This is a genomic window from Microbacterium sp. SORGH_AS_0888, from assembly GCF_030818905.1.
Lineage (GTDB): Bacteria > Actinomycetota > Actinomycetes > Actinomycetales > Microbacteriaceae > Microbacterium.
Genome location: NZ_JAUTAZ010000001.1, coordinates 2,697,691 through 2,717,359 on the forward strand (window position 1 = coordinate 2,697,691; position 19,669 = coordinate 2,717,359).

16 protein-coding genes are annotated in these 19,669 nt (G+C 73.2%); 9 read left to right on the plus strand and 7 right to left on the minus strand.

Annotated features, from left to right (window positions below):
- The first annotated feature begins 47 nt into the window (after nucleotides 1–47).
- The 3 genes from QE381_RS13120 to atzF are packed head-to-tail and all read left to right on the plus strand — an operon-like array spanning nucleotide 48 to nucleotide 4,653.
- Nucleotides 48–1,238: a M20 family metallopeptidase gene (locus QE381_RS13120; protein WP_307218826.1), complete on the plus strand. Its 1,191-nt coding sequence runs from the start codon at nucleotides 48–50 to the stop codon at nucleotides 1,236–1,238.
- Complete coding sequence (locus QE381_RS13125) at nucleotides 1,235–2,926, plus strand: PucR family transcriptional regulator (protein ID WP_307218828.1); 1,692 nt, start codon at nucleotides 1,235–1,237, stop codon at nucleotides 2,924–2,926. The genes QE381_RS13120 and QE381_RS13125 overlap by 4 nt, the downstream gene beginning before the upstream one ends.
- Nucleotides 2,923–4,653 (plus strand): allophanate hydrolase, encoded by a 1,731-nt coding sequence (gene atzF / locus QE381_RS13130; protein ID WP_307218830.1) that lies wholly within the window; start codon nucleotides 2,923–2,925, stop codon nucleotides 4,651–4,653. Before QE381_RS13125 ends, atzF begins: the two co-directional genes overlap by 4 nt.
- Here the strand turns inward: atzF and QE381_RS13135 are convergent.
- Together QE381_RS13135 and QE381_RS13140 are read right to left on the minus strand one after the other, a co-directional pair.
- Nucleotides 4,638–5,357: an SDR family NAD(P)-dependent oxidoreductase gene (locus tag QE381_RS13135; RefSeq protein WP_307218832.1), complete on the minus strand. Its 720-nt coding sequence runs from the start codon at nucleotides 5,355–5,357 to the stop codon at nucleotides 4,638–4,640. The genes atzF and QE381_RS13135 overlap by 16 nt on opposite strands.
- 100 nt (nucleotides 5,358–5,457) lie before the next feature.
- Nucleotides 5,458–6,252 carry a DUF4239 domain-containing protein gene (locus QE381_RS13140; protein ID WP_307218833.1) on the minus strand — a complete coding sequence of 265 codons (795 nt, stop codon included), beginning with the start codon at nucleotides 6,250–6,252 and terminating at the stop codon, nucleotides 5,458–5,460.
- Between the two features lie 102 nt (nucleotides 6,253–6,354).
- On the opposite strand from QE381_RS13140, the gene QE381_RS13145 reads away from it, so the two are divergent.
- Nucleotides 6,355–7,185, plus strand: a complete 831-nt coding sequence (locus tag QE381_RS13145) for an aldo/keto reductase (RefSeq protein ID WP_307218835.1) — start codon at nucleotides 6,355–6,357, stop codon at nucleotides 7,183–7,185.
- Nucleotides 7,186–7,246: 61 nt separating this feature from the next.
- On the opposite strand, the gene QE381_RS13150 is transcribed toward QE381_RS13145, so the two are convergent.
- From QE381_RS13150 to QE381_RS13165, 4 genes are all read right to left on the minus strand, one after another.
- Nucleotides 7,247–7,645 (minus strand): PPOX class F420-dependent oxidoreductase, encoded by a 399-nt coding sequence (locus QE381_RS13150; RefSeq protein ID WP_307218836.1) that lies wholly within the window; start codon nucleotides 7,643–7,645, stop codon nucleotides 7,247–7,249.
- Between the two features lie 48 nt (nucleotides 7,646–7,693).
- On the minus strand, nucleotides 7,694–8,605 hold the full coding sequence (locus QE381_RS13155) for a hypothetical protein (protein ID WP_307218838.1): 912 nt from the start codon (nucleotides 8,603–8,605) through the stop codon (nucleotides 7,694–7,696).
- A 128-nt stretch (nucleotides 8,606–8,733) separates the two neighbouring features.
- A complete protein-coding gene (locus QE381_RS13160; RefSeq protein ID WP_307218839.1) occupies nucleotides 8,734–10,200 on the minus strand; it encodes a polysaccharide biosynthesis tyrosine autokinase in 1,467 nt (488 codons plus the stop codon).
- Nucleotides 10,201–10,453: 253 nt separating this feature from the next.
- Nucleotides 10,454–11,914, minus strand: a complete 1,461-nt coding sequence (locus QE381_RS13165) for a LuxR family transcriptional regulator (RefSeq protein WP_307218841.1) — start codon at nucleotides 11,912–11,914, stop codon at nucleotides 10,454–10,456.
- Nucleotides 11,915–12,171: 257 nt separating this feature from the next.
- Between QE381_RS13165 and QE381_RS13170 the strand changes: the two genes are divergently transcribed.
- The 5 genes from QE381_RS13170 to QE381_RS13190 all read left to right on the plus strand — a co-directional run bounded on the left by QE381_RS13170 (nucleotide 12,172) and on the right by QE381_RS13190 (nucleotide 18,259).
- Nucleotides 12,172–13,803 (plus strand): ATP-binding protein, encoded by a 1,632-nt coding sequence (locus tag QE381_RS13170; protein WP_307218843.1) that lies wholly within the window; start codon nucleotides 12,172–12,174, stop codon nucleotides 13,801–13,803.
- Between the two features lie 49 nt (nucleotides 13,804–13,852).
- Nucleotides 13,853–14,008 (plus strand): hypothetical protein, encoded by a 156-nt coding sequence (locus tag QE381_RS13175; protein ID WP_307218845.1) that lies wholly within the window; start codon nucleotides 13,853–13,855, stop codon nucleotides 14,006–14,008.
- 165 nt (nucleotides 14,009–14,173) lie between these two features.
- On the plus strand, nucleotides 14,174–15,169 hold the full coding sequence (locus QE381_RS13180) for a PLP-dependent cysteine synthase family protein (protein WP_307218846.1): 996 nt from the start codon (nucleotides 14,174–14,176) through the stop codon (nucleotides 15,167–15,169).
- Entirely contained in the window at nucleotides 15,166–16,329 is a 1,164-nt protein-coding gene (locus QE381_RS13185; protein WP_307218848.1) for a cystathionine gamma-synthase, read from the plus strand. The genes QE381_RS13180 and QE381_RS13185 overlap by 4 nt, the downstream gene beginning before the upstream one ends.
- Nucleotides 16,330–16,483: 154 nt before the next feature.
- Nucleotides 16,484–18,259: a hypothetical protein gene (locus QE381_RS13190; RefSeq protein ID WP_307218850.1), complete on the plus strand. Its 1,776-nt coding sequence runs from the start codon at nucleotides 16,484–16,486 to the stop codon at nucleotides 18,257–18,259.
- 51 nt (nucleotides 18,260–18,310) lie between these two features.
- Here QE381_RS13190 and QE381_RS13195 read toward each other — a convergent pair whose 3' ends face one another.
- Complete coding sequence (locus QE381_RS13195; protein WP_307218852.1) at nucleotides 18,311–19,669, minus strand: aspartate aminotransferase family protein; 1,359 nt, start codon at nucleotides 19,667–19,669, stop codon at nucleotides 18,311–18,313.

A 19,669-nucleotide genomic window follows, 5' to 3' on the forward strand; every position in this document is an offset into this window, starting at 1 on the left:
CGCGCCGATGCCCCTCCGCCCCGCATCCGAGAGAACCAGGACACCCCATGATCGATCTCGACACGGTCGTCGCCGACACGCGCAGCCTCATCGCCATCGACAGCACGAACCCCGGCCGGCTCGAAGCCGACTGCGCCGACTGGATCGAGCGGCGCCTGCGGCGGCTCGGATGCGACGTCGTGCGCCACCCCGTCGCCCCCGGCCGCGACAACCTGCAGGTGACGGTCGCCGGCCTCGACCGCGACGCCCCCCGATTCGTGCTCGTCTCGCACATGGACACCGTGCCCATCGGCGAGGGGTGGACGAAGCCGCCGTTCGGGGGAGTGATCGAGGACGGCCTGCTCTACGGCCGCGGCGCGTGCGACATGAAGGCGGGGCTCGCGCTCACGCTCGGGCTCGTCGACGCGCTCGTGGGAACGGGAACCGTGCCGCCGGCCGACGTCGTCGCCTTCTACACGGTCGACGAGGAGGCGCCCGGGATGCGGGGCGCACACCAGCTCGTCGAGTCCGGTCTGCTGCGACCCGACGACCAGATCCTCGCCCCCGAGCCGTCCGGCATGCGACTGCGCATCGCCCAGATGGGGCTGCGCTGGCTCACCCTGCGGGTCCACGGGCGCATGGCCCACGCCGGTCGCGCCCACCTGGGCACGAACGCGGCCCACGTGCTCGCCCACATCATGGCCCAGCTGGAGACCGTGTTCGCGGCCCTCCCGTTCGACGACGACATCCTCGGTCGCGCCCGCTTCACCACGGGGGTCGTGGGCGGCGGCGTCGCCGTCAACGTCGTCCCGGCGCTCGCGGAGGCCGAGCTCGACCTGCGGATCGTGCCGCCCCTGGTGCCCGAGGACGCCGTCCGCATCGTCGACAACGTGGCGGCGCGCGTCGTGAGCGGCTACGAGGGCGCGAGCTACGAGATCGAGCTGCTCGGCGCCCGCCGCCCGCCCGTGCGGGCCTCGGACGACGCCCCCGTCGTGCGGACGCTGCGCGCCGCCTACGAGCGCGCAACCGGGAGCCCGCCCGGGATCGGCGGCGCCGACGGCCACGAGGCCTACACCGACTCGGCGATGATCGCGGCGCTCACCGGATCGACCTCCGCCACCGTCCTCGGACCCGGCGCGACCGATCAGGCGCACACCGCCGACGAGTTCGTGCCGATCGCCGACCTCGAGCTCGGCGCGCGCCTGCTGTGGGACATGGTGCGCAGCTGGCCGACGGCACCGGCGGGAGGCCGGCCGTGATTCGGCTGCCGCTCTACGGGCGGGCGCGCAGCGAGCTGCCCTCCGTCGCCGACGTGCTCGAGTCGGCGAGCCTGCGCCGGGGCGACCCGGTGGTCGTGGGCGGCGTCTCCGGGCTGGACCGCACGGTGCGGTGGGTGCACGTCAGCGAGGTCCCCGGCATCGCCGACCTGCTCCGCGGCGGCGAGATGCTCCTCACCACCGGGATGGTGCTGCCCGCCGCCGAGGCCGACCTCGCCGACTACATCGAACGCCTCGCCGACGCCGGCGTCGCCGCCCTCACGATCGGGCTCGGCCCGCGGTTCTCCGAGCCGCTGCCGGCCGCGATGATCGCCGCCGCCGACCGCCGCGGCTTCCCGCTCATCGCCCTGCGCCGCACGATCGCCTTCATCGACGTGACCGAGGAGGTGCACGCCGCCCTCGTCGACGTGCAGGTGCGCGAGCTGCAGGCGTCCGAGAACATCCACGTCATCTTCAGCTCGCTCGCCGTGCGCGGCAGCCGCCCCGACGAGGTGCTGCTGCACGTCGCGAAGCTGTCGGGCTTCGCCGTCGTGCTGGAGAACAACGCCCACCAGGTGCTCGCCTTCGACCCGGCGGAGCGCTCCCGCGGCGACGTGCTCGCCGAGTGGGCCGAGCACAACCAGCGGGCACCCCGCCGCGGCCGCACCTTCTACGATCCGCAGACCGGGTGGCTCCAGACCATCGTCGGCGCCCGCGGCAACGACTGGGGCCGGCTCATCCTCATGGCCGGCGACGCCGGCGTGCGCGACGTCACCGGCAAGACGGACCCGACCCTCAGCATCCCGCGCAGCCTCATCATGCTCGTCGAGCAGGCGGCATCCACCCTCGCCATCGGCCGGCTCGTCGAGCGCGAGTCCGAGCTGCTCGACCTCTCCACCCATCAGAGCGTGCTCGCCAACCTCCTCGCCGGCGCCGCCGACGAGCGCGAGCTCGACCAGCAGGGATCGGCGCTCGGGGTCTCCATCCGCCGCATGTCGCTGACGGCGCTGGCCGCCCGCGCCCGCACCGCCTCCGCCGCCACGACGGATGTGCGGGTGCTCGCCACGATCGTCGCCGACGCGGCGCGGCGCGCCGCCGCGCCGAGCCTCGCCGCCCCCATCGACGACGCGGTGGTGGGCGCGCTCCTGAGACTGCCCGCCGGCGACGAGCGGGCCTTCGCGGAGCGGCTGACGGCGACCGCGGCCGAGCACGGCATGGACATCGTGGTCGGCATCGCCGGGCCCGACACCGGCGTCGAGCAGGCACGTGCGGGGCTGGCCGAGTCGATCGAGACGGTCAACGCCGCCGTGGGCATCGGCCACGCCGCGGGTGCCGTCCGGTGGGACGAGCTCGGCGTCCGCGGGCTGCTGTACGCGCTGCGCGACGACCCGCGGCTGCACCGCTTCGCGGAACGGTCGCTCGGCGAGCTGCGCCGCTACGACGAGGAGAAGGGCACGACCCTCGTCGCCCTGCTGCGGCACTACCTCGACGCCGGGCGCAACAAGACCACCGCGGCCGCGCGCGCGTACGTGTCGCGGCCCTGGATGCACGAGCGGCTGCGCCGGATCGAGGCCGTCCTCGGCGTCGACCTCGAGAACGAGGAGGACTGCATGACCCTGCAGGTCGCGCTCGCCATCAGCGAGCAGAACCCGGCCGACGCCGCGACCCTCCCGGTGCGGAGCGCCCGATGACCGCGCCGGATGCGGCCGTCGCCGCCGTCGCGCGCGCCTACCGCCGCATCCGCGAGTCCGCGCGCCCCGAGGTGTGGATCGCGCTCCGCGACGAGGCGGACGCGCTCCGCGAGGCGCGCGCCGTCGACGACCGTGCGGCGGCGGGGGAGCGGCTGCCGCTTGCGGGCGCCACGGTCGCCGTCAAGGACAACATCGACGTCGCGGGCCTGCCGACGACGGTCGGCCTCCCGAGCGCGGCCGTCGTCGCGACCGTCGACGCCCCCGCCGTCGCGCGGTTGCGCGCGGCCGGTGCCGTCGTCATCGGCAAGACCAACCTCGACCAGTTCGCGACCGGACTCGTGGGAACCCGAAGCCCCTACGGGGCCGTGCGGGGATCGCGGCTCCCGGAGCGGATCTCCGGCGGCTCGAGCTCCGGCTCCGCCGTCGCGGTCGCCCTCGGACAGGTCGACCTCGCGCTCGGCACGGACACCGCCGGCTCCGGCCGCGTGCCCGCCGCGCTGAACGGCCTCATCGGGCTCAAGCCCACGCTGGGCCGCATCCCCACGACCGGGATGCGGGACGCCTGCCGCCCGTACGACACCATCACCGTCTTCGCCCGGTCCCTGGGCGAGGCGGCACACGCCTACGCGCTCATGGCGGGCGACGACGGCGCGGACCCCCGCTGGCGCGCGCTCCCGGCGCACCGGCGGCTCGCCGCCCCCGCGGAGCCCGTCGTCGTCGTGCCCGACGCGTCCGGGCTCGCCGTGCTGCCGCCGGCATCCCGGGGCCTGTGGGAGACCGCCGTCGAGCGCGTCGCGGGGTTCGCGACCGTGCGCCCCGCCGATGTCTCCGTGCTGCTCGCGGCGGCGCGACTGCTCTACGACGGCGCCATCGTCGCCGGCCGCTACGCCGCCGCGGGGCGGTGGCTGACCCCGGAGCACGAGGCCGGGCTCGACCCGACGGTCGCGGGCATCGTGCGCGGGGCCGCCGCGCCCGCCGCGTGGCGGTACGTCGAGGATGCCGAACGGCTCGACCGTGCCCGCCGCGCGGCGCTGCGCATCCTGGCGGGGGCGGATGCCCTCCTCGTGCCCACCGCCCCGCGCCACCCGACGCTGGCGGAGGTCGCCGCCGACCCGCTCGGGGTCAACTCCGAGATGGGCACGTACACGAACTTCGTCAACCTGCTGGATCTCGCCGCCGTCGCGGTCCCCGCCGGCAGCCTCGGCGACGAGGGCGAGTTCGGCGTCTCGTTCGTGGTGCGCCCCTTCGAGGACCAGATCGCCGTCGACCTCGCGGCCCGCTTCCTCGGCCAGGAGCCGGTGGACGTCGACTCCGAGCAGGAGGACGGGATCGACCTCGCGGTCTTCGGCGCGCACCTGCGCGGCCAGCCGCTCCACCCCCAGCTGCAGGACCTCGGCGCACGCTTCCTCGCCGAGGTGCGCACCGCTGCGCGCTACCGCCTGTACGCGCTCGCGACGACACCGCCCAAGCCCGGTCTCGTGCGTGTCGACCAGGCCGGCGCCGCGATCGAGGGCGAGCTGTGGCGGCTGGCGCCCGCCGCGCTCGGGCGCTTCCTCGCGGACCTGCCCGCGCCCATGACGCTCGGCCCGGTCGAGCTCGACGACGGCCGCCGCGTGGTCGGGTTCGGCTGCGAGCCCGCCGCGCTCACCGGGGCGGAGGACATCACCGCCGACGGCGGCTGGCGCGCCGCGCTCCGCCGGCGGGCGACGCCTCACCGCGCCGTGTAGCCCCCGTCGACGACGAGCTCCGTCCCGGTGACGAACGCCGCGTCGTCCGAGGCGAGGAACGCCGACGCGGCCGCGATCTCCTCCGGCAGGGCGAACCGCGACAGCGGATGCGCCCGCTCGACGAGATCGCGGAACCGCTCGTGGCCGGCGAACTGCTGGCGGGTCATCGGGGTGTCCACGACGCCGGGGCACACGCAGTTCGACCGGATCCCGTGCGACGCGTAGTCCACCGCGATCGCACGGGACAGGCCGATCACGCCGGCCTTGCTCGCACAGTAGGCGGGCTCGTCCGCCGTCGCCACCAGCCCCGACATCGAGGCGTGGAACACGAGCGCGCCGCCGTCCGGCAGCATCCGCCGCACGGCGTGCCGGGCCGTGTGGAACGCGCCCGTGAGGTTCACGCCGATGACCCGGCTCCACTGCTCCGGCGTCGTGTCCAGGAGCGGCACCTCCAGCGCGATCCCCGCGTTCACGACGGCGACGTCCACGCGCCCGAACCGGGCGACGACCTCGTCGAACGCGTGCGCGACCTGCGCGTCGTCCGTCACGTCGCAGGCGAGCGAGAGGGCGGCGGCCGGGGCCGATCCGGCGTCGATGTCGAGCGACACCGTGATCGCTCCCTCGGCGGCGAGCCGGCGCACGGTCGCGAGACCGATCCCGGAGCCGCCCCCGGTGACGATGCACACCCGGTCGCGCAGCCGCATCCGTCCTCCCTCTCCCGCTGCCGAGTGTAGGAACCGCCGGGGCCGCCGGACGCAAGGGGCGACACAGTGTCCGCGCCGGGGGCCGATCCGTTTCGTTCCGTCAGCCCCCGGCGCCGCGCGAGCCGGCGAACAGGCCGTCGAGCAGGTCCACGAAGTAGCCCGGGCCGACCGCGACGGCACCGGAGTAGGGCGAGTCGAAGGTCGCGATCGCGTAGACGACGAGGGCGACGTACGCCGCGATGAGGCCCGACATGATCAGGTGCGCGCGCAGGTTCCGCACCTCGACCAGCGCGATGAGCACGGCGTTCAGCACGGCCCCGACGAGCACGACGACCCAGAGCACGCTCGGCAGCGCCAGTCCCGTGATCGCGATCCGCTCGCGCCGATCGGCCACGAACTGGTTGAAGGCGCCGATCGCCTGGTTCTGAACCTGCTGCTGCCCCGCCGTCGCGGGCTCGTAGGAGAACAGCAGCCGCTGGATCTCGTCGATCTCCGCGCGCGCCTCCTCGGGCTTCGTGCCCGCCTGCTGCTGCGGCCAGTCGTGCTCGACGACGTCCTCGGTGTACGCGGCGAGCGCCTGGCGCAGCTCGGATGCGGTCGGCTCGCCGAACCCGGACGCGTCGCGGTAGAGCACCGCCACCGACGACGACTCCCGGAGCACGATGTCGTCGACGTCGGTCGAGTGCGAGAACGCAGCGGCCGCGATCATCGCGAGCGTCACCCCGTAGAGGACGCCGTAGGCGGCGGTGACGTAGCCGAGCACGCGATCCCACTCGGGCGCGCCGTGGGAGGCCCGGCGCACCCAGCGCCGCAGGAGCAGCAGGATCGCCCACGAGAGGGCGAGGAACCCCGCGACCGACACGAGGAGCCCGAGCCACAAGGGCAGATCCGTCACCCACACACGCGTCAGTCTGGCGGGCCGGTGCCCATCCGGTCCAGTCCGGCGGGCGGGACGGCGGCGGCCCCGATGTCCGCCGGGGGGTGGCAGGCTGGACACATGACGGTTCCCCACATCACGCTCAACGACGGCCACCGCATCCCCCAGCTCGGCTTCGGCGTCTTCCGGGTCGATCCGGCAGAGACCGAGCGCATCGTCGGCGAGGCGCTCGAGGCCGGCTACCGGCACATCGACACCGCCGCGGTCTACGGCAACGAAGAGGGGGTCGGGCGCGCGATCGCGTCCTCCGGCATCCCGCGCGACGAGCTGTTCGTCACGACCAAGCTGTGGAACTCCGAGCAGGGTCGCGACACGGCCCGCCCCGCGCTCGAGGCGAGCCTCGAGCGGCTCGGGCTCGACCACGTCGACCTCTACCTCATCCACTGGCCGCGCCCCGACCTCGACCGTTACGTCGAGACCTGGCAGGCCCTCGCGAGCCTGCGCGACGCGGGTCTCACCCGCTCGATCGGCGTCTCGAACTTCACGATCGCGTATCTGCAGCGCCTGCTCGACGAGACCGGCGTCGTGCCGGCGGTCAACCAGGTCGAGCTGCACCCGGCCTTCGCGCAGCGCGAGCTCCGGGCGTTCCAGGAGCCCCTCGGCATCCACACCGAGGCGTGGGGGCCGCTCGGACAGGGCAAGTACGACCTGTTGGCAGAGAAGGCCGTCGCCGACGCCGCCGCCGCGCACGGGGCGACACCGGCGCAGGTCGTCATCCGCTGGCACCTGCAGCAGGGCATCATCGTGTTCCCGAAGTCGTCGACCCGTGACCGCATCGTCGAGAACTTCGACGTCTTCGGCTTCGAGCTGACGGATGCCGAGATGGCGGCCATCGACGGGCTCGACCGCGGCCAGCGCGTCGGCGCCGACCCCGAGACCGCCACCTTCTGACGAGCCTTCGGGACCGGGGTCGCGGCTGGTCACCGCGCGCCGACCCCGGGTCCCGGAGCCGTCACTGCTTGGTCGCGCGCTCGATCGACATCACGAGCACGACACGCTCCGCGGCGTCCGGCGGGGGAGTCGTGCTCGGGTTGCCGTACCGGTTCTGCAGCTCCACGTAGAAGGCGCCCTCCGGGTCGGGCACGACCTCCACGAGCCGGCCCGCGACCTCCAGGTAGCGGAACGGATCGTCGGGGTCGATGATCGACAACGCCATCGACGGGTTGTGCTGCAGGTTGCGGTACTTCTGCCGCTTCCGCGTGTGGGTGAAGCGCACCCGCTCGCCGTCGAAGGCGAACCACATCGGAGTCACCTGGACGGTGTCGTCCGGACGGATGGTGCCGAGGCTGCCGTAGAACGGCCCCTCCAGCAGGTACCGGTAGCCGTCGGGGATGATCTGGTCGGTCGTCATGCCTCCAGTCTGGCCCGGCGGCAGGGGCCCCAGGGCGGATCCGCCCGATCAGGCGGCCGGCACCGTCACGACGCGCTCGCCGATCCACTGGTACACGGTGCCGCCCGCGGCGGCGATCGCCGCGGGCGCGGAGGGCGGCTCCTGCCCCGTGCACGCGGAGCCGACGATCAGGCCGCTGCAGCCGCCCGCGGCGTGCGCCGCGATCACGGTGCGATCCCGCACGGCGACCGCGACCGCATCCGTCGCCACCGTCGTCCAGGCCCCGTTGACGAGCCCGTAGGCCGTGCCGTCGCACACCACGCCGGTCGCACCGTCGAGGGCCCGCACCCCCCAGGCCGTGGCGCACGGGGCGGCGACGGGGCCCGTCGGGGTGATGACCGAGGCGGTGTCGACGGGGCTCACATACGTGGATGCCGCGAGCACCTCGGGATACGACTGCCAGAAGCTGCCGTCGGTGAACGTCCGCAGTGCCTGCACCTCGCAGCCCGCACCCACCCGCGCGACGATCTGGGCCTGGTCGCCCGCGAAGGGGTCGAGCCCCAGGATCTGGCCGATGCCGAGGTACCCCGGCGTCACGTCGACCCAGGTCGCGCCCGCGTCGGCGGAGCGCTCCAGCACGGGGGCCGTCCCGCCGCACGATCCCGCTGTCGCGCGCCACAGAGTGGACGTGCCGACCGCGAGGAAGCGCTCCGCGGCGCCGGGCGCCGCGGAGTCGACGCTGTTCGTGGCCGACGGGGTCGGGGTGGGAGTCGGTGTGGGCGTCGGGGTCGCCGACCGCTGCGGCGTCGCCGTGGACGGGGGGATCGGCGCGGGGGTCCCGGTCGCCGGCTCCGCCCTCGTGCGGGCGATCGCGAGCACGATGAGCGCGATCACGACCACCGCGAGGGCGGCCACGATCACGCCGGTGACCCAGCGGGGGATGCGGTGTTCGGCGGGGCGGGCGGGGCGGGGTCCGGGCATCGCGCCGTCCTCCTGCGGTCGGTCAGCGTGCCGATCAAGGGGTCATCGGCCGGCGGAGTGGGGGGAACTCGCCGCGGGATGCGGTGATCCCACGGTACCCGCACTCGCGCCGCGCGCGCGACCGCGAGTCAGACGGCCGGCGGCGGCGTCTCCGCCTCGGCCGGCGCGGCGGCGCGGCGGTCCTTGCGGCGCGTCTTGGGCTCCGGCGTCGTGACACCGTACGTGCCGTAGCCGCCGTACCCGTAGCCATAGCCGTAGCCGTACCCATAGCCGTACCCGTAGGCGTCGGCACCCCGCGTCGGCACCATCGAGAGCACGACGCCGGCGATGTTCGCCTCCACCGTCTCGAGCGCGGTGACCGCCCCGCCCAGCTGGCCGGTGGTGACCCGGCCGGCGGCGGCGACCAGGAGCGCCCCCGTGGTCTGCTTGGCGAGGATCGCCGCATCCGTCACCGGCAGCAGCGGCGGCGCGTCCAGCAGCACGACGTCGAAGTCCGCGGAGATCGCATCGAGGAGCTGGGTCATCTGCTTCGATCCGAGCAGCTCGCTCGGGTTCGGCGGCACCTTGCCCGCCGGCAGCACGAACAGCGGGCGCCGCCCCCACGGGAGCATCACGTCGCCGACGCTCACGCGTCCGATCAGGACGTCGGTGAGACCGGCGCCGCCCTCGATGTTGAGGTACTCCGCGACCTTCGGCTTGCGCAGGTCGGTGTCGATGAGCGCCACGCGCTTGCCCGCGTCGGCGAGGGCGATCGCGAGGTTCACCGTCGTCGTGGACTTGCCCTCGCTCGGGATGCTGGAGGTCACCACGAAGGTGTGTCCGCCGTCCATCTCGAGGAACTGCAGGTTCGTGCGAAGGGCCCGGAACGCCTCGGAGCGGGTGTTGTGGGGGTCGGCCTGCAGGATGATGGGCCGTTCCTGCGCCTTCGGGTCGTAAGGGATCGCGCCGATGATCGGGCGGTCGGTGACCTGGTGGATGTCGCGGACCGACCGCACCTTGTTGTCGAGCACCGTGCGCAGCACCGCCGCGCCGATGCCGATCGCCAGTCCGATGAGGGCTCCGAGCGCGAGGTTGAGGGGCACGTTGGGGCTGACCGGCGTCGTGCCCGGCAGCGCGTCCTGCACGCGCGTCAGCTTGACCGGGATCGAGCCGTCGGTCGAGGGCTCGATGTCCTGGACCGCGTCGGTGAGGCTCGCCGCCAGCGCGTTGGCGATGTCCGCGGCCAGAACCGCGTTGGCGTTCTTGACCGAGATCGTGATGAGGGTCGTGTTCAGCGTGTTGGACGCGGTCACGTTCGGCGCGAGCTCCTCGGCCGTCACGCCGAGCCCGAGCTGGGCGATCGCCTTGTTCATGACGACGGGCTTGGTGACCAGGTTCACGTAGGTCGTCACTCGTGCCTGCGTGAACGTGTTGCCCTGCTGCAGGTCCTGTACAGTTCCGCCGCCGGAGGTCGACACGACCACGGTCGACTGCGATTCGTACAGCGGCGTACGGGTGAGTGAATATCCCGCCGCGGCGCCGAGAGCGACGAGGGTGATGACCACGATCACGAGCCAGTTCTTGCGCAGGACGCGGATGTAGTCGCTGAGCTCCATGACGCCTCTCCGGTGTCGGTACCCGGGATGTCCGGATGTCTCGTTCATCCTGCCATAGCGAGTGTTTCCGGACGGTGAACGGGAACGTGCTCCCGCGTACCGCTTCTCGACCCCCGTTCGGGGGTCAGATCGGGTCAAACCGCGGGTGAAAATCCGCCCGCGCCGCGTGCGGCGCGGCGTGCATGTGCTCGAATGGATCGTGCCGGCGTCGCGGTCTCCCCGCGAAGGCTCCCGCGGCGCCGGTTCCTTCGACTCATCCGTCCAGGGGTCGGTGCAGGCCGGCGCGCACGGCGGCCGCGATCGCGGCGGTGCGGGAGTGCACGCCGAGCTTGCGGTAGACGGAGCTCAGCTGGCTCTTGACCGTGCTCGGCGACACGTACAGGGCGCTGGCGATGTCGGCGACGGACTCGTGCTCGAAGATCGCGCGCAGCACGATCCTCTCGCGAGGACTCAGCTCCTCCCCGGGCAGCCACGAGGCGGAGACGGCGAGATCCTCGGTGGCCGCGCGGAACCGAGTCCTCGCCTCCCCCTCCACCGCATCCGCGATCTCGTCGATGAGCCAGCGCGGCACCTGCGCGAACGGGCGCAGCAGGCCGCTGTGCGTCGCGAGCCGGACGGCGACCGACCGGCGCAGCGGGTCGGATCGGCCATCGATGAGGCAGTCGGCCCAGATCCGCAGCAGCAGCGCCTCGCCCTTGACCGAGACCGACGCTGCGCGCCGCCCCAGCACGGAGTCCGCGAGATCTCTCGCCTCCTCGTGTCGCTGCTGCTCGAGGAGCAGTCGCGCCCGCGCCAGGATGCTCACCGTTCGTCCCTCCTGGGCGTACTCGGCCACGGCTGCCTCCGCGCGCCGGATGTCGCCGAGACCCAGGTGCCCGTAGACGAGGAGCCAGCACGCGGCGGAGAGGGCGGTCGGTCCGTGCGTCGTATGACATTGGAGCGCGAACTCCGCCGACTCGATGACACCGAGCGGAGAGTGGGCGATGAGGGACTCGCGGCCGTGGGCGAGCATCGCCAGCGGCCACAGCTCGCCGATGCCCTCGATCTCGGGCAGCGGCGCGGTGCGCGTGCCGTCGCCGCGTGCCCCCGACTCGATGCGCAGCATGCCCGCGGCCAGCGACTCCCACCCGGTGCTGGGGGTGTGGGGCGGCGACGGCACGCTGCCGATCAGCTGCGCCGCATGCAGGCGCTGTCCGGCCTCGCGCAGGTTTCCGCGCATCGAGTGCACCATCGACGACAGCAGCAGGCTCCGCCGCCGCATCTGGGGGACCTGCGCGTTGAGCGCGTTCGACGCGGCCAGCTCGACGAGCGCCGTGATGGAGTCGCCGGTCAGGAGGTAGGTGAGGGCGCACTGCTCGGCCACCGCTCCGGCGATCGAGGGGGGTGCGAGCGTCGGCCGAATCGCCCGCAGCCCCTTGGTGAGCTCCACGGCGCGCGGAAAGTCGCCACGCTGGCGTGCCGTCGCCATCCGTGTCAATGCCCGAAGCACGTGGTCCCCCGGTTCCTCATCGGCGGCCGGCTCCGTGTCAGGGTCGTCTGAGGACGCGGGAGCGATCTCGGCGATGACCGCGGACACCGCACGGATTGCTGCCGCGCTCGCCGGCTGCGCCCCCACCTCCGAGTATGCCGCGTCCGTGAGCCGGTAGACCTGATCGCGGTCCTCGTCCGTGGGCGGAGAGCGGTGGGGCTCGGCAGGTTCGGGTTGCGCGAGCATGACGACAGGTCTATTGCCACAGCATGTGAAACCTCAAATGAGCGACCCCCGGGTGCCGCCGGAGCACGATCCAGGAACGAGGATGCGGGTGAATCGCGGGGGGGCGCTGGATGAATCCGGGATGAGACTCCGCAAGGGGGTCACGGCGTGCACTCACACTGAGGGTATGCCGGCCACCTCGGGTGGCGGGTGCAGGCGACACCGGATGAAGACGAGGCCTTGGGGGCTGCGTCGGGGGGAAGGGTCGGGCACACCATATGGTCAGGGGTCGTCTGGTCCGCCGGAGCGCGTCGCCGGTCGCTGGTTCCCCCGACGATGTCGCCGACATCGAGAGGATCTTCCGCACGCAGCCGTTCCTGCAATGGGCGTTCCTCGCGTCGATCCTGCTGGCGACCGCCGTCAGGTGGGTCACCGGCGGCGGCTTCTCCGCCTGGTACCCCGGCATGCTGCTCGCGGTCGTCGCCCTCACGGCTCTCGTGACCTGGGCCTGGCGGAGCCAGCTCGCGCACACCCACCACGCGCTGTTCGCCGTCGCGCCGGTCGCTGACCTGCTGCTCTGGCCCTTCCTCCGCCACGATCTGATCCAGACCCTCGTGCAGGGAACGCTCACCGTCGTGCTTCCGCTCGTGTGGCTCTGGGTCGGGTTCTCGTACGGTGTCGCGCTCCTCGGCGGGGCGGTGCTCGCCGCCGCCACGATCCTCGTCGAGGTCGCCACGCAGAGCGTCGAGGACGGGTGGCGCAATGCGCTCCTCGTCGTGAACTGCGCGTTGCTCACGCTCACGTGCGCCGCCGTCGCGGCCTGGATGCGCACGGTGCAGCGCCGCGCCATGAGCTCGGGCACCCTGCTGCGGCAGCTGCTGCAGCGCAACGATGCCTCCACGGCGGCCCTCGATGCGATCCTGCAGAGCTCCACGGATGCGATCGCGGTCCTGGACGAGAAGGGCCGGATTCTCCGCGCGAACGAGGCGACGCACCGTCTGGCCGCTCTCGCGGGCGTCCGACCGATGCCCGGCGGGTACGACCGCATCCTCGCGCGAGGTCTCGACGGCGAGGCCATCGACTTCGCGATCGACACCTTCGCCGAGCGCTTCCCGTCCGGCATCCCCGTCCGCATCGGCCCCGAGGGCGTAGAGCGGGTCGTCTCGCTCACGATGCAGCCGATCGTCGCCCCCGCCGAGGAGCGCATCGGGACGCTCGTCATCGCCCACGACGTGACGGCGCTCACGGAGGCGCTCGACTCCCGCAGCGACTATCTGCGCACGGCCAGCCATGAGCTCCGCACGCCCCTCAGCATCATCGTCGGCCAGGCCGACCTGCTCCTCGAGACGACCGCCGAGGCGTCGCCGGAGACGCGCCGCCGCGCCGTCGACATCCTGCGTGCGGCCGACCGGCTCTCCGCTGTGGTGGCGGCGCTCCACGACGCCGCCAGCCCGCACGTGCCGATGCAGCCGACGCGTTTCGACGTCGCGCGCCTCCTCGCCGCGGTGGGGGCGCGCAGCGCCGTGCATCTCGCCGCACCGGCGGAGCCGGCGTTCGCCTTCGCCGACATGCGGGATGCCGAACGCGTGCTGGTCGAGCTGGTCAGCAACGCGACACGGCACTCCGGAGCGCCGCACACGGTGCAGGTCCATGCCCGTGCCGAGGGGGAGTCGGTCGTGATCGACGTGCTCGACGAGGGCGTCGGCATCCCCGACTCCGAGGAGGAGCACGTGTTCGAGCCGTTCTACCGCGGATCCGCGGCGCACCGCGACGCCGTCGCCGGCATCGGACTGGGCCTGCCCGTCGCCCGCAAGGTCGCGCGGGCCAACAACGGAGAGGTCCTCCTCGTCACGCGGGGCGGGGGAGGACTCGTCGCCCGACTCCGCCTGCCGCGTGCGGCCAGCCCCTAGCGACCTTCCGTATCCCCGCCCGCATCCTCGACACGGAGACACACACCACATGACCCGCAAGAAAACCCCCCGTTCCGCCATCAAGCCGTCGCCGGTCCGGCCCGGTTACCCCTGGTGGGCCTACGGCGTGCTCGTCGTCGTCTCGGTCGCCGCGGGGATGCTCGTCTACGTCGCGCTGACCCACGACTACGCCGCTGTCCACTGACCCGCGAGGTCATCGACTGGAACACGGCGGAGTGCTTGTGTAGGGTCGATCCCGTGCTGACCTGTCGCTGTTGTCGCTGAACGACGCCCCGCGCTCGCGGGGCCCTCTCACCGACACCGACCTCGCGTCCCCGCTCCGGGGCGCCTCAGACCACAGGACACCCTCATGCGCTACGCGAACAGCGTCGCCGACCTCGTCGGCAACACCCCCCTCGTCCGTCTCCGGCACGTCACCGACGGCGTCGCCGCGACAGTGCTCGCCAAGCTCGAGTACATGAACCCCGGCGGGTCCGCGAAGGACCGCATCGCCCGCAACATCATCGACGCCGCCGAGCGCGACGGCCTGCTGCAGCCGGGCGGCACCATCGTCGAGCCCACGAGCGGCAACACGGGCGTGGGGCTCGCCCTCGTCGCGATCGAGCGCGGCTATCGCATGATCTTCGTCGTCCCGGACAAGTTCGCGGGCGAGAAGACGGCCGTGCTGCGCGCCTACGGCGCCGAGATCGTCGTCACCCCGACCAACGTGCCGCCGGAGCACCCCGACTCGTACTACAGCGTCTCCGACCGGCTCGCCCGCGAGATCCCCGGCGCGTTCAAGCCGAACCAGTTCGCGAACCAGAACGGCCCGCGGGGCCACTTCGAGACCACCGGTCCGGAGGTCTGGCGCGACACCGACGGGCAGCTCACCCACTTCGTCGCCGGCATCGGCACGGGCGGCACGATCAGTGGGACCGGCCGCTACCTCAAGCAGGTCTCCGAAGGCGCCGTCACCGTCATCGGCGCCGACCCCGAAGGCTCCATCTACTCCGGCGGCCCGATCCACGGCTACCTCGTGGAGGGCGTCGGCGAGGACTTCCTCCCCGACACGTTCGACCCGGCCGTCGTGGACGGCTACGAGCGGGTGACGGATGCCGAGAGCTTCGCCATGACGCGCCGCCTCGCCCGCGAGGAGGGCCTCCTGGTCGGCGGATCCAGCGGCATGGCCGTCGTCGCCGCCCTCCGGGTCGCGCGCGGCCTCCCGTCCGATGCGACGGTCGTCGTGCTGCTGCCCGACCACGGCCGCGGCTACCTCAGCAAGCTGTACGACGACGACTGGATGCGCGAGCACGGCTTCCTCGCCGACGGATCGCCCGCCCCCACCCCCGCAGGAGCAGAACGATGACGCGCAACGACGGCCCCGCCCTCGGCTTCGACAGCCTCGCGATCCACGCCGGTCAGGAGTTCGACCCCACGACCGGGGCCGTCATCCCGCCCGTGCACTTCTCCTCCACGTACGCGCAGGACGGCATCGGCGGTCTCCGCGGCGGCTACGAGTACGGGCGCAGCGGCAACCCGACGCGCACGGCGCTGGAGACCCAGCTCGCCGCGATCGAGGGGGGAGCGCACGGCATCTCGTTCGCCTCCGGCCTCGCCGCGGAGGACGCGCTGCTGCGCGCCGTGCTCGCCCCGGGCGACGAGGTGCTGCTCGGCAGCGACGTCTACGGCGGCACCTATCGGCTCATCGCGCGCCTCCTGGCGCCGTGGGGGGTCCGCCTCCGCGTCGTCGACATGAGCGATCTGGACGTCGTCGCCGCCGCCCTCGAGGAGCGGCCCGCCCGCGTCCTGTGGGTCGAGACGCCGTCGAATCCGCTTCTGAAGGTCAGCGACATCGCCGGACTCGCCCGCCTCGGCCACGCGGCCGGCGCCCTCGTCGTCGTCGACAACACCTTCGCCTCGCCCGCCCTCCAGCGTCCGCTCGCGCTCGGCGCCGACGTCGTCGTGCACTCCACCACGAAGTACCTCGGCGGGCACTCGGACGTCGTCGGCGGCGCCGTCGTCACGAGCGACGACGCGCTCGCGGAGCAGGTGCGCTTCCTCCAGTTCGCCGCGGGCGCGGTCTCCGGACCGCTCGACGCGTGGCTCACCTCGCGCGGCATCAAGACCCTCGCGGTCCGCATGCAGCGACACAGCGAGAACGCGGACGCGGTCGCCCGCTTCCTCGACGCCCACGATCGCGTCGCGCACGTCTACTACCCGGGCCTCCCGGCGCACCCCGGTCACGACCTCGCCGCGCAGCAGATGACGGGCTTCGGCGGCATCGTCTCGCTCTCGCTCGCCGACGGCCCCACGGCACGGCGCTTCGCCGAGTCGACGCGGCTGTTCACGCTGGCCGAGTCGCTCGGCGGCGTCGAGTCGCTCCTCAACTACCCCGACGAGATGACCCACGCCTCCGTCCGCGGGACGGAGCTCGCCGTCCCGGTCGAGCTCGTGCGGCTCTCGGTGGGCCTCGAGTCCGCCGACGACCTGCTCGCCGATCTCGATCAGGCGCTCGCCGGGCTGTAGCCGCATCCCGCGGCGCGCATCTCGGACAGCGTCCCCGGTCGGACGGCGTTTTCGGGCTCGCCCGCATGGCCCTTCCCCGCATCGGGCCGGGCTAGAGTAGCGGCAGACAGCGGTGCCCCGAGACCGCGGGGGGAAGATCATGCAGGACGGTGGCGTGAGCCGACCGTTTCGTGGCCGTGCGGGTCGAGGTGCGGACGCACCCGACGTGCCGGCCGGCGGCGACGGGCGGCAGCTCGGCGACCCCGCGCACCCGCGCCCCGACCGCGCCGGGGTTCGTGCCACGTTCGGGCGCTGGTGGAACGTCGTCTCCGGCGGGCGCTTCTTCACGCGGTGGTCGGCCCTCGTGACCTTCCCGATCGCCCTGACGGTGCTCGGGGTCTACTCGAGGATCCACAGCGTCGACGAGCTCCCGCTGCTGATCGCGGTCTCCGCCCTCAGCTGGGTGATCCAGGTGGTCCTCATCCTTCCCGGCGCCTGGGCCGAGCGGCGGCTCTCCTCGCCCGCGGTGCGGGCCGGGCTCGTGCTCGCGGTGGTGGTCGTGGTGTCGGGCGTGCGGCCCCCGATCAACGACCTCCTGCTCGGATGGCTGAACCCGGCGCTCGTGATCGGCAACCTCGGCACGCGCATCGGGACCAATGTGATCGGCGGTGTGCTGCTGCTCTCGCTCGTGGCCGTCACGGTGGACGCGGTCGACTCCGCGACCGGCGTCACCCGCCGGCTGCGCGAGGCGATGAGCGCTCTGGCCGGCTCCCCCGCGGCCGGGGAACCGGCCATGCGGGCGGCGCGGGAGCAGATCGTGCTTGCGGTCGGCGCGCTCCGGAACCGAGCCGCGGCCCTGCTCGGCCGCACGGTCGTCGTCGATTTCGATCGGGTCCGCGGATACTCGGAGGAGGTCAGGGCCCGCAGCCACGAGCTCGAGGTGCGGGCCGGCTCCGCCGAGCTCCAGCATCCGCCTCGGACGCCGCTCGCGGCGCGCCTGGCGCCGCCGCCGGTGGGCCTGGTCGGCCTGCTCTGCCTGCTGGCCTCCGTGCCCTACGCCCTGCACACGATGGCCGCGCCGATGCTCCTGTGCCTGGGCGGCATCCTGCTCGTGCTGCCCTCGTGCGGAGACCTCCTGACCCGTCGGCTCATCCGGGGGCGCTCCCCGCGTTCCCGCGGTCTCGTCCTCCTCGCGGTGCCCGCTGTCACGGCCGCCGTCGTCACCGTGCTCATGCTGCTGGTCAGCCGGGACCTCGTGGTCATCATCGTGTTCCCGACCATGCTCCTGCTCAACGCCCTCATCGCGGTCGCGGAAGGCGCGGTGCTCCGAGCGAGGCTCGAGGGGCGGTGGCTCACCCAGGCGCTGACCGCGTACCGCGGCAGCTCCACGGTCTCGCCGCAGACGCCCGCCGAGCTGCTGCACGCGGCCGCGACCGTGCTGCACGGCGAGGTGCAGGGGCGCTGCGTCGTGTTCGCGGCATCCCTCGAGGATGACCCGGCCACGCCCGCCCAGACGGCGCAGTTCGTGTCGTCCGTCTACCGTGCACTCGACCACGCCGTGGTCCCGCAGACCGTCACACGCGACGAGGACCCCTTCGCGGCCCTGCTCTCCGCCTGGTCGCACGTGCTCGAGATCGACTGCGAGATCGACGACACCGCGGCGGACGCGCTGCGCGATCGCGCGCGGGCGCGCGAGGTGGCGGACGTCGTGAGCGAGGCGTTCGTGAACGCCGTGAAGCACTCCGCGGCGCGCGAGGCGACCGTCGAGCTGCGTCGATCGGGCTCGCCGCAGCATCCCTCGCTGGAGGTGGAGGTCGCGGCGCCCGGCCGTCTGCGCGACGCGCGTTCCGGGCGCGGGCAGGGGCTCTCCCGGTTGCCGGGCGCGCCCCGCCTCACGCAGCGCGGGAGCGACGTCGTGCTCACCGCCGCCGTGCCGCTCGCCCCCGCGTGAGCCGCGCCGCCGCCCCGCGCCCGGGTGCGGGCGGGAGCGGCGGCGACCGGGTCAGCGCGCGTGGGCGTCGGTGGTGTCGAGCGCGCGGTCGATGATCGCGAGGCCCTCGCGCAGCTCCTCCTCCGTGATCACGAGCGGCGGCGCGATGTGCGTGCGGTTGAAGTGCGTGAACGGCCACAGGCCCGCCCGCTTGCACGCCGCGGCGAACTCCGCCATGGGTGCCGCATCCGCCCCCGCCGCGTTGAACGGCACGAGCGGCTCACGGGTCTCCCGATCGCGCACGAGCTCGACGGCCCAGAACAGGCCCGCCCCGCGCACGTCGCCGACCGAGGGATGCCGCTCGGCCCACTCCGCGAGCGTGGGGGCGACGACCCGCTCGCCGAGGTCGCGCACATGGGCCAGGATGCCGTCGCGCTCGAACACCTCGAACGTCGCGACGCCCGCCGCGCACGCCAGCGGGTGCCCGGAGTAGGTGAGGCCGCCCGGGAACACGCGGTCGTCGAAGAACCGTGCGATCTCGGCCGAGATCACGACGCCGCCCAGCGGCACGTACCCGGAGTTGACGCCCTTCGCGAACGTGATGAGGTCCGGCGTGACGTCGTGGCCCTGGAAGGCGAACCACTCGCCCGTACGCCCGAAGCCGACCATGACCTCGTCGGCGATCAGCACGATGCCGTAGCGGTCGCACAGCTCGCGAACTCCCGCGAGGTAGCCCGGCGGGGGCACCAGCACGCCGTTCGTGCCCACGATCGTCTCGAGCAGGATCGCCGCGATCGTCGATGCTCCCTCGAGCACGATGACCTGCTCGAGGTGCTCGAGCGCGCGCTGCGTCTCCTCCTCCGGCGAGGCCGAATGGAATGGCGAGCGGTACGGGTACGGCCCGAAGAAGTGCGTCACCGCCGCGTCGCCGGGCAGGTTCGCCCAGCGTCGCGGGTCTCCCGTGAGGGTGATCGCCGTCGTCGTGTTGCCGTGATAGCTGCGGTACATCGACAGCACCGTGCGACGCCCCGTGAACGCCCGCGCCATGCGCACGGCGTTCTCGTTCGCGTCGGCGCCGCCGTTCGTGAAGAACACCTTCTGGAACGACTCGCCCGCGACCTCGACGATGCGCCGGGCGAGCTCGCCGCGGACGTCGTTCGCCATCGCCGGCTGGATCGTCGCGAGCCGGCCCGCCTGCTCCTGGATGGCCGCGACGAGGTCCGGGTGCTGGTGCCCGAGGTTCAGGTTGACCAGCTGGGCGCCGAAGTCGAGGTAGCGGTTGCCGCGGTAGTCCCAGAACACGCTCCCCTCGCCGCCCGCGACGGGCAGCGGGTCGATCGCGCCCTGCGCGCTCCACGAGTGGAAGACGTGGGACCGGTCGTTCGCGCGAACGGTGGCCTCGGCATCCGTCTGGGTGTCGGTCGTGGTCAT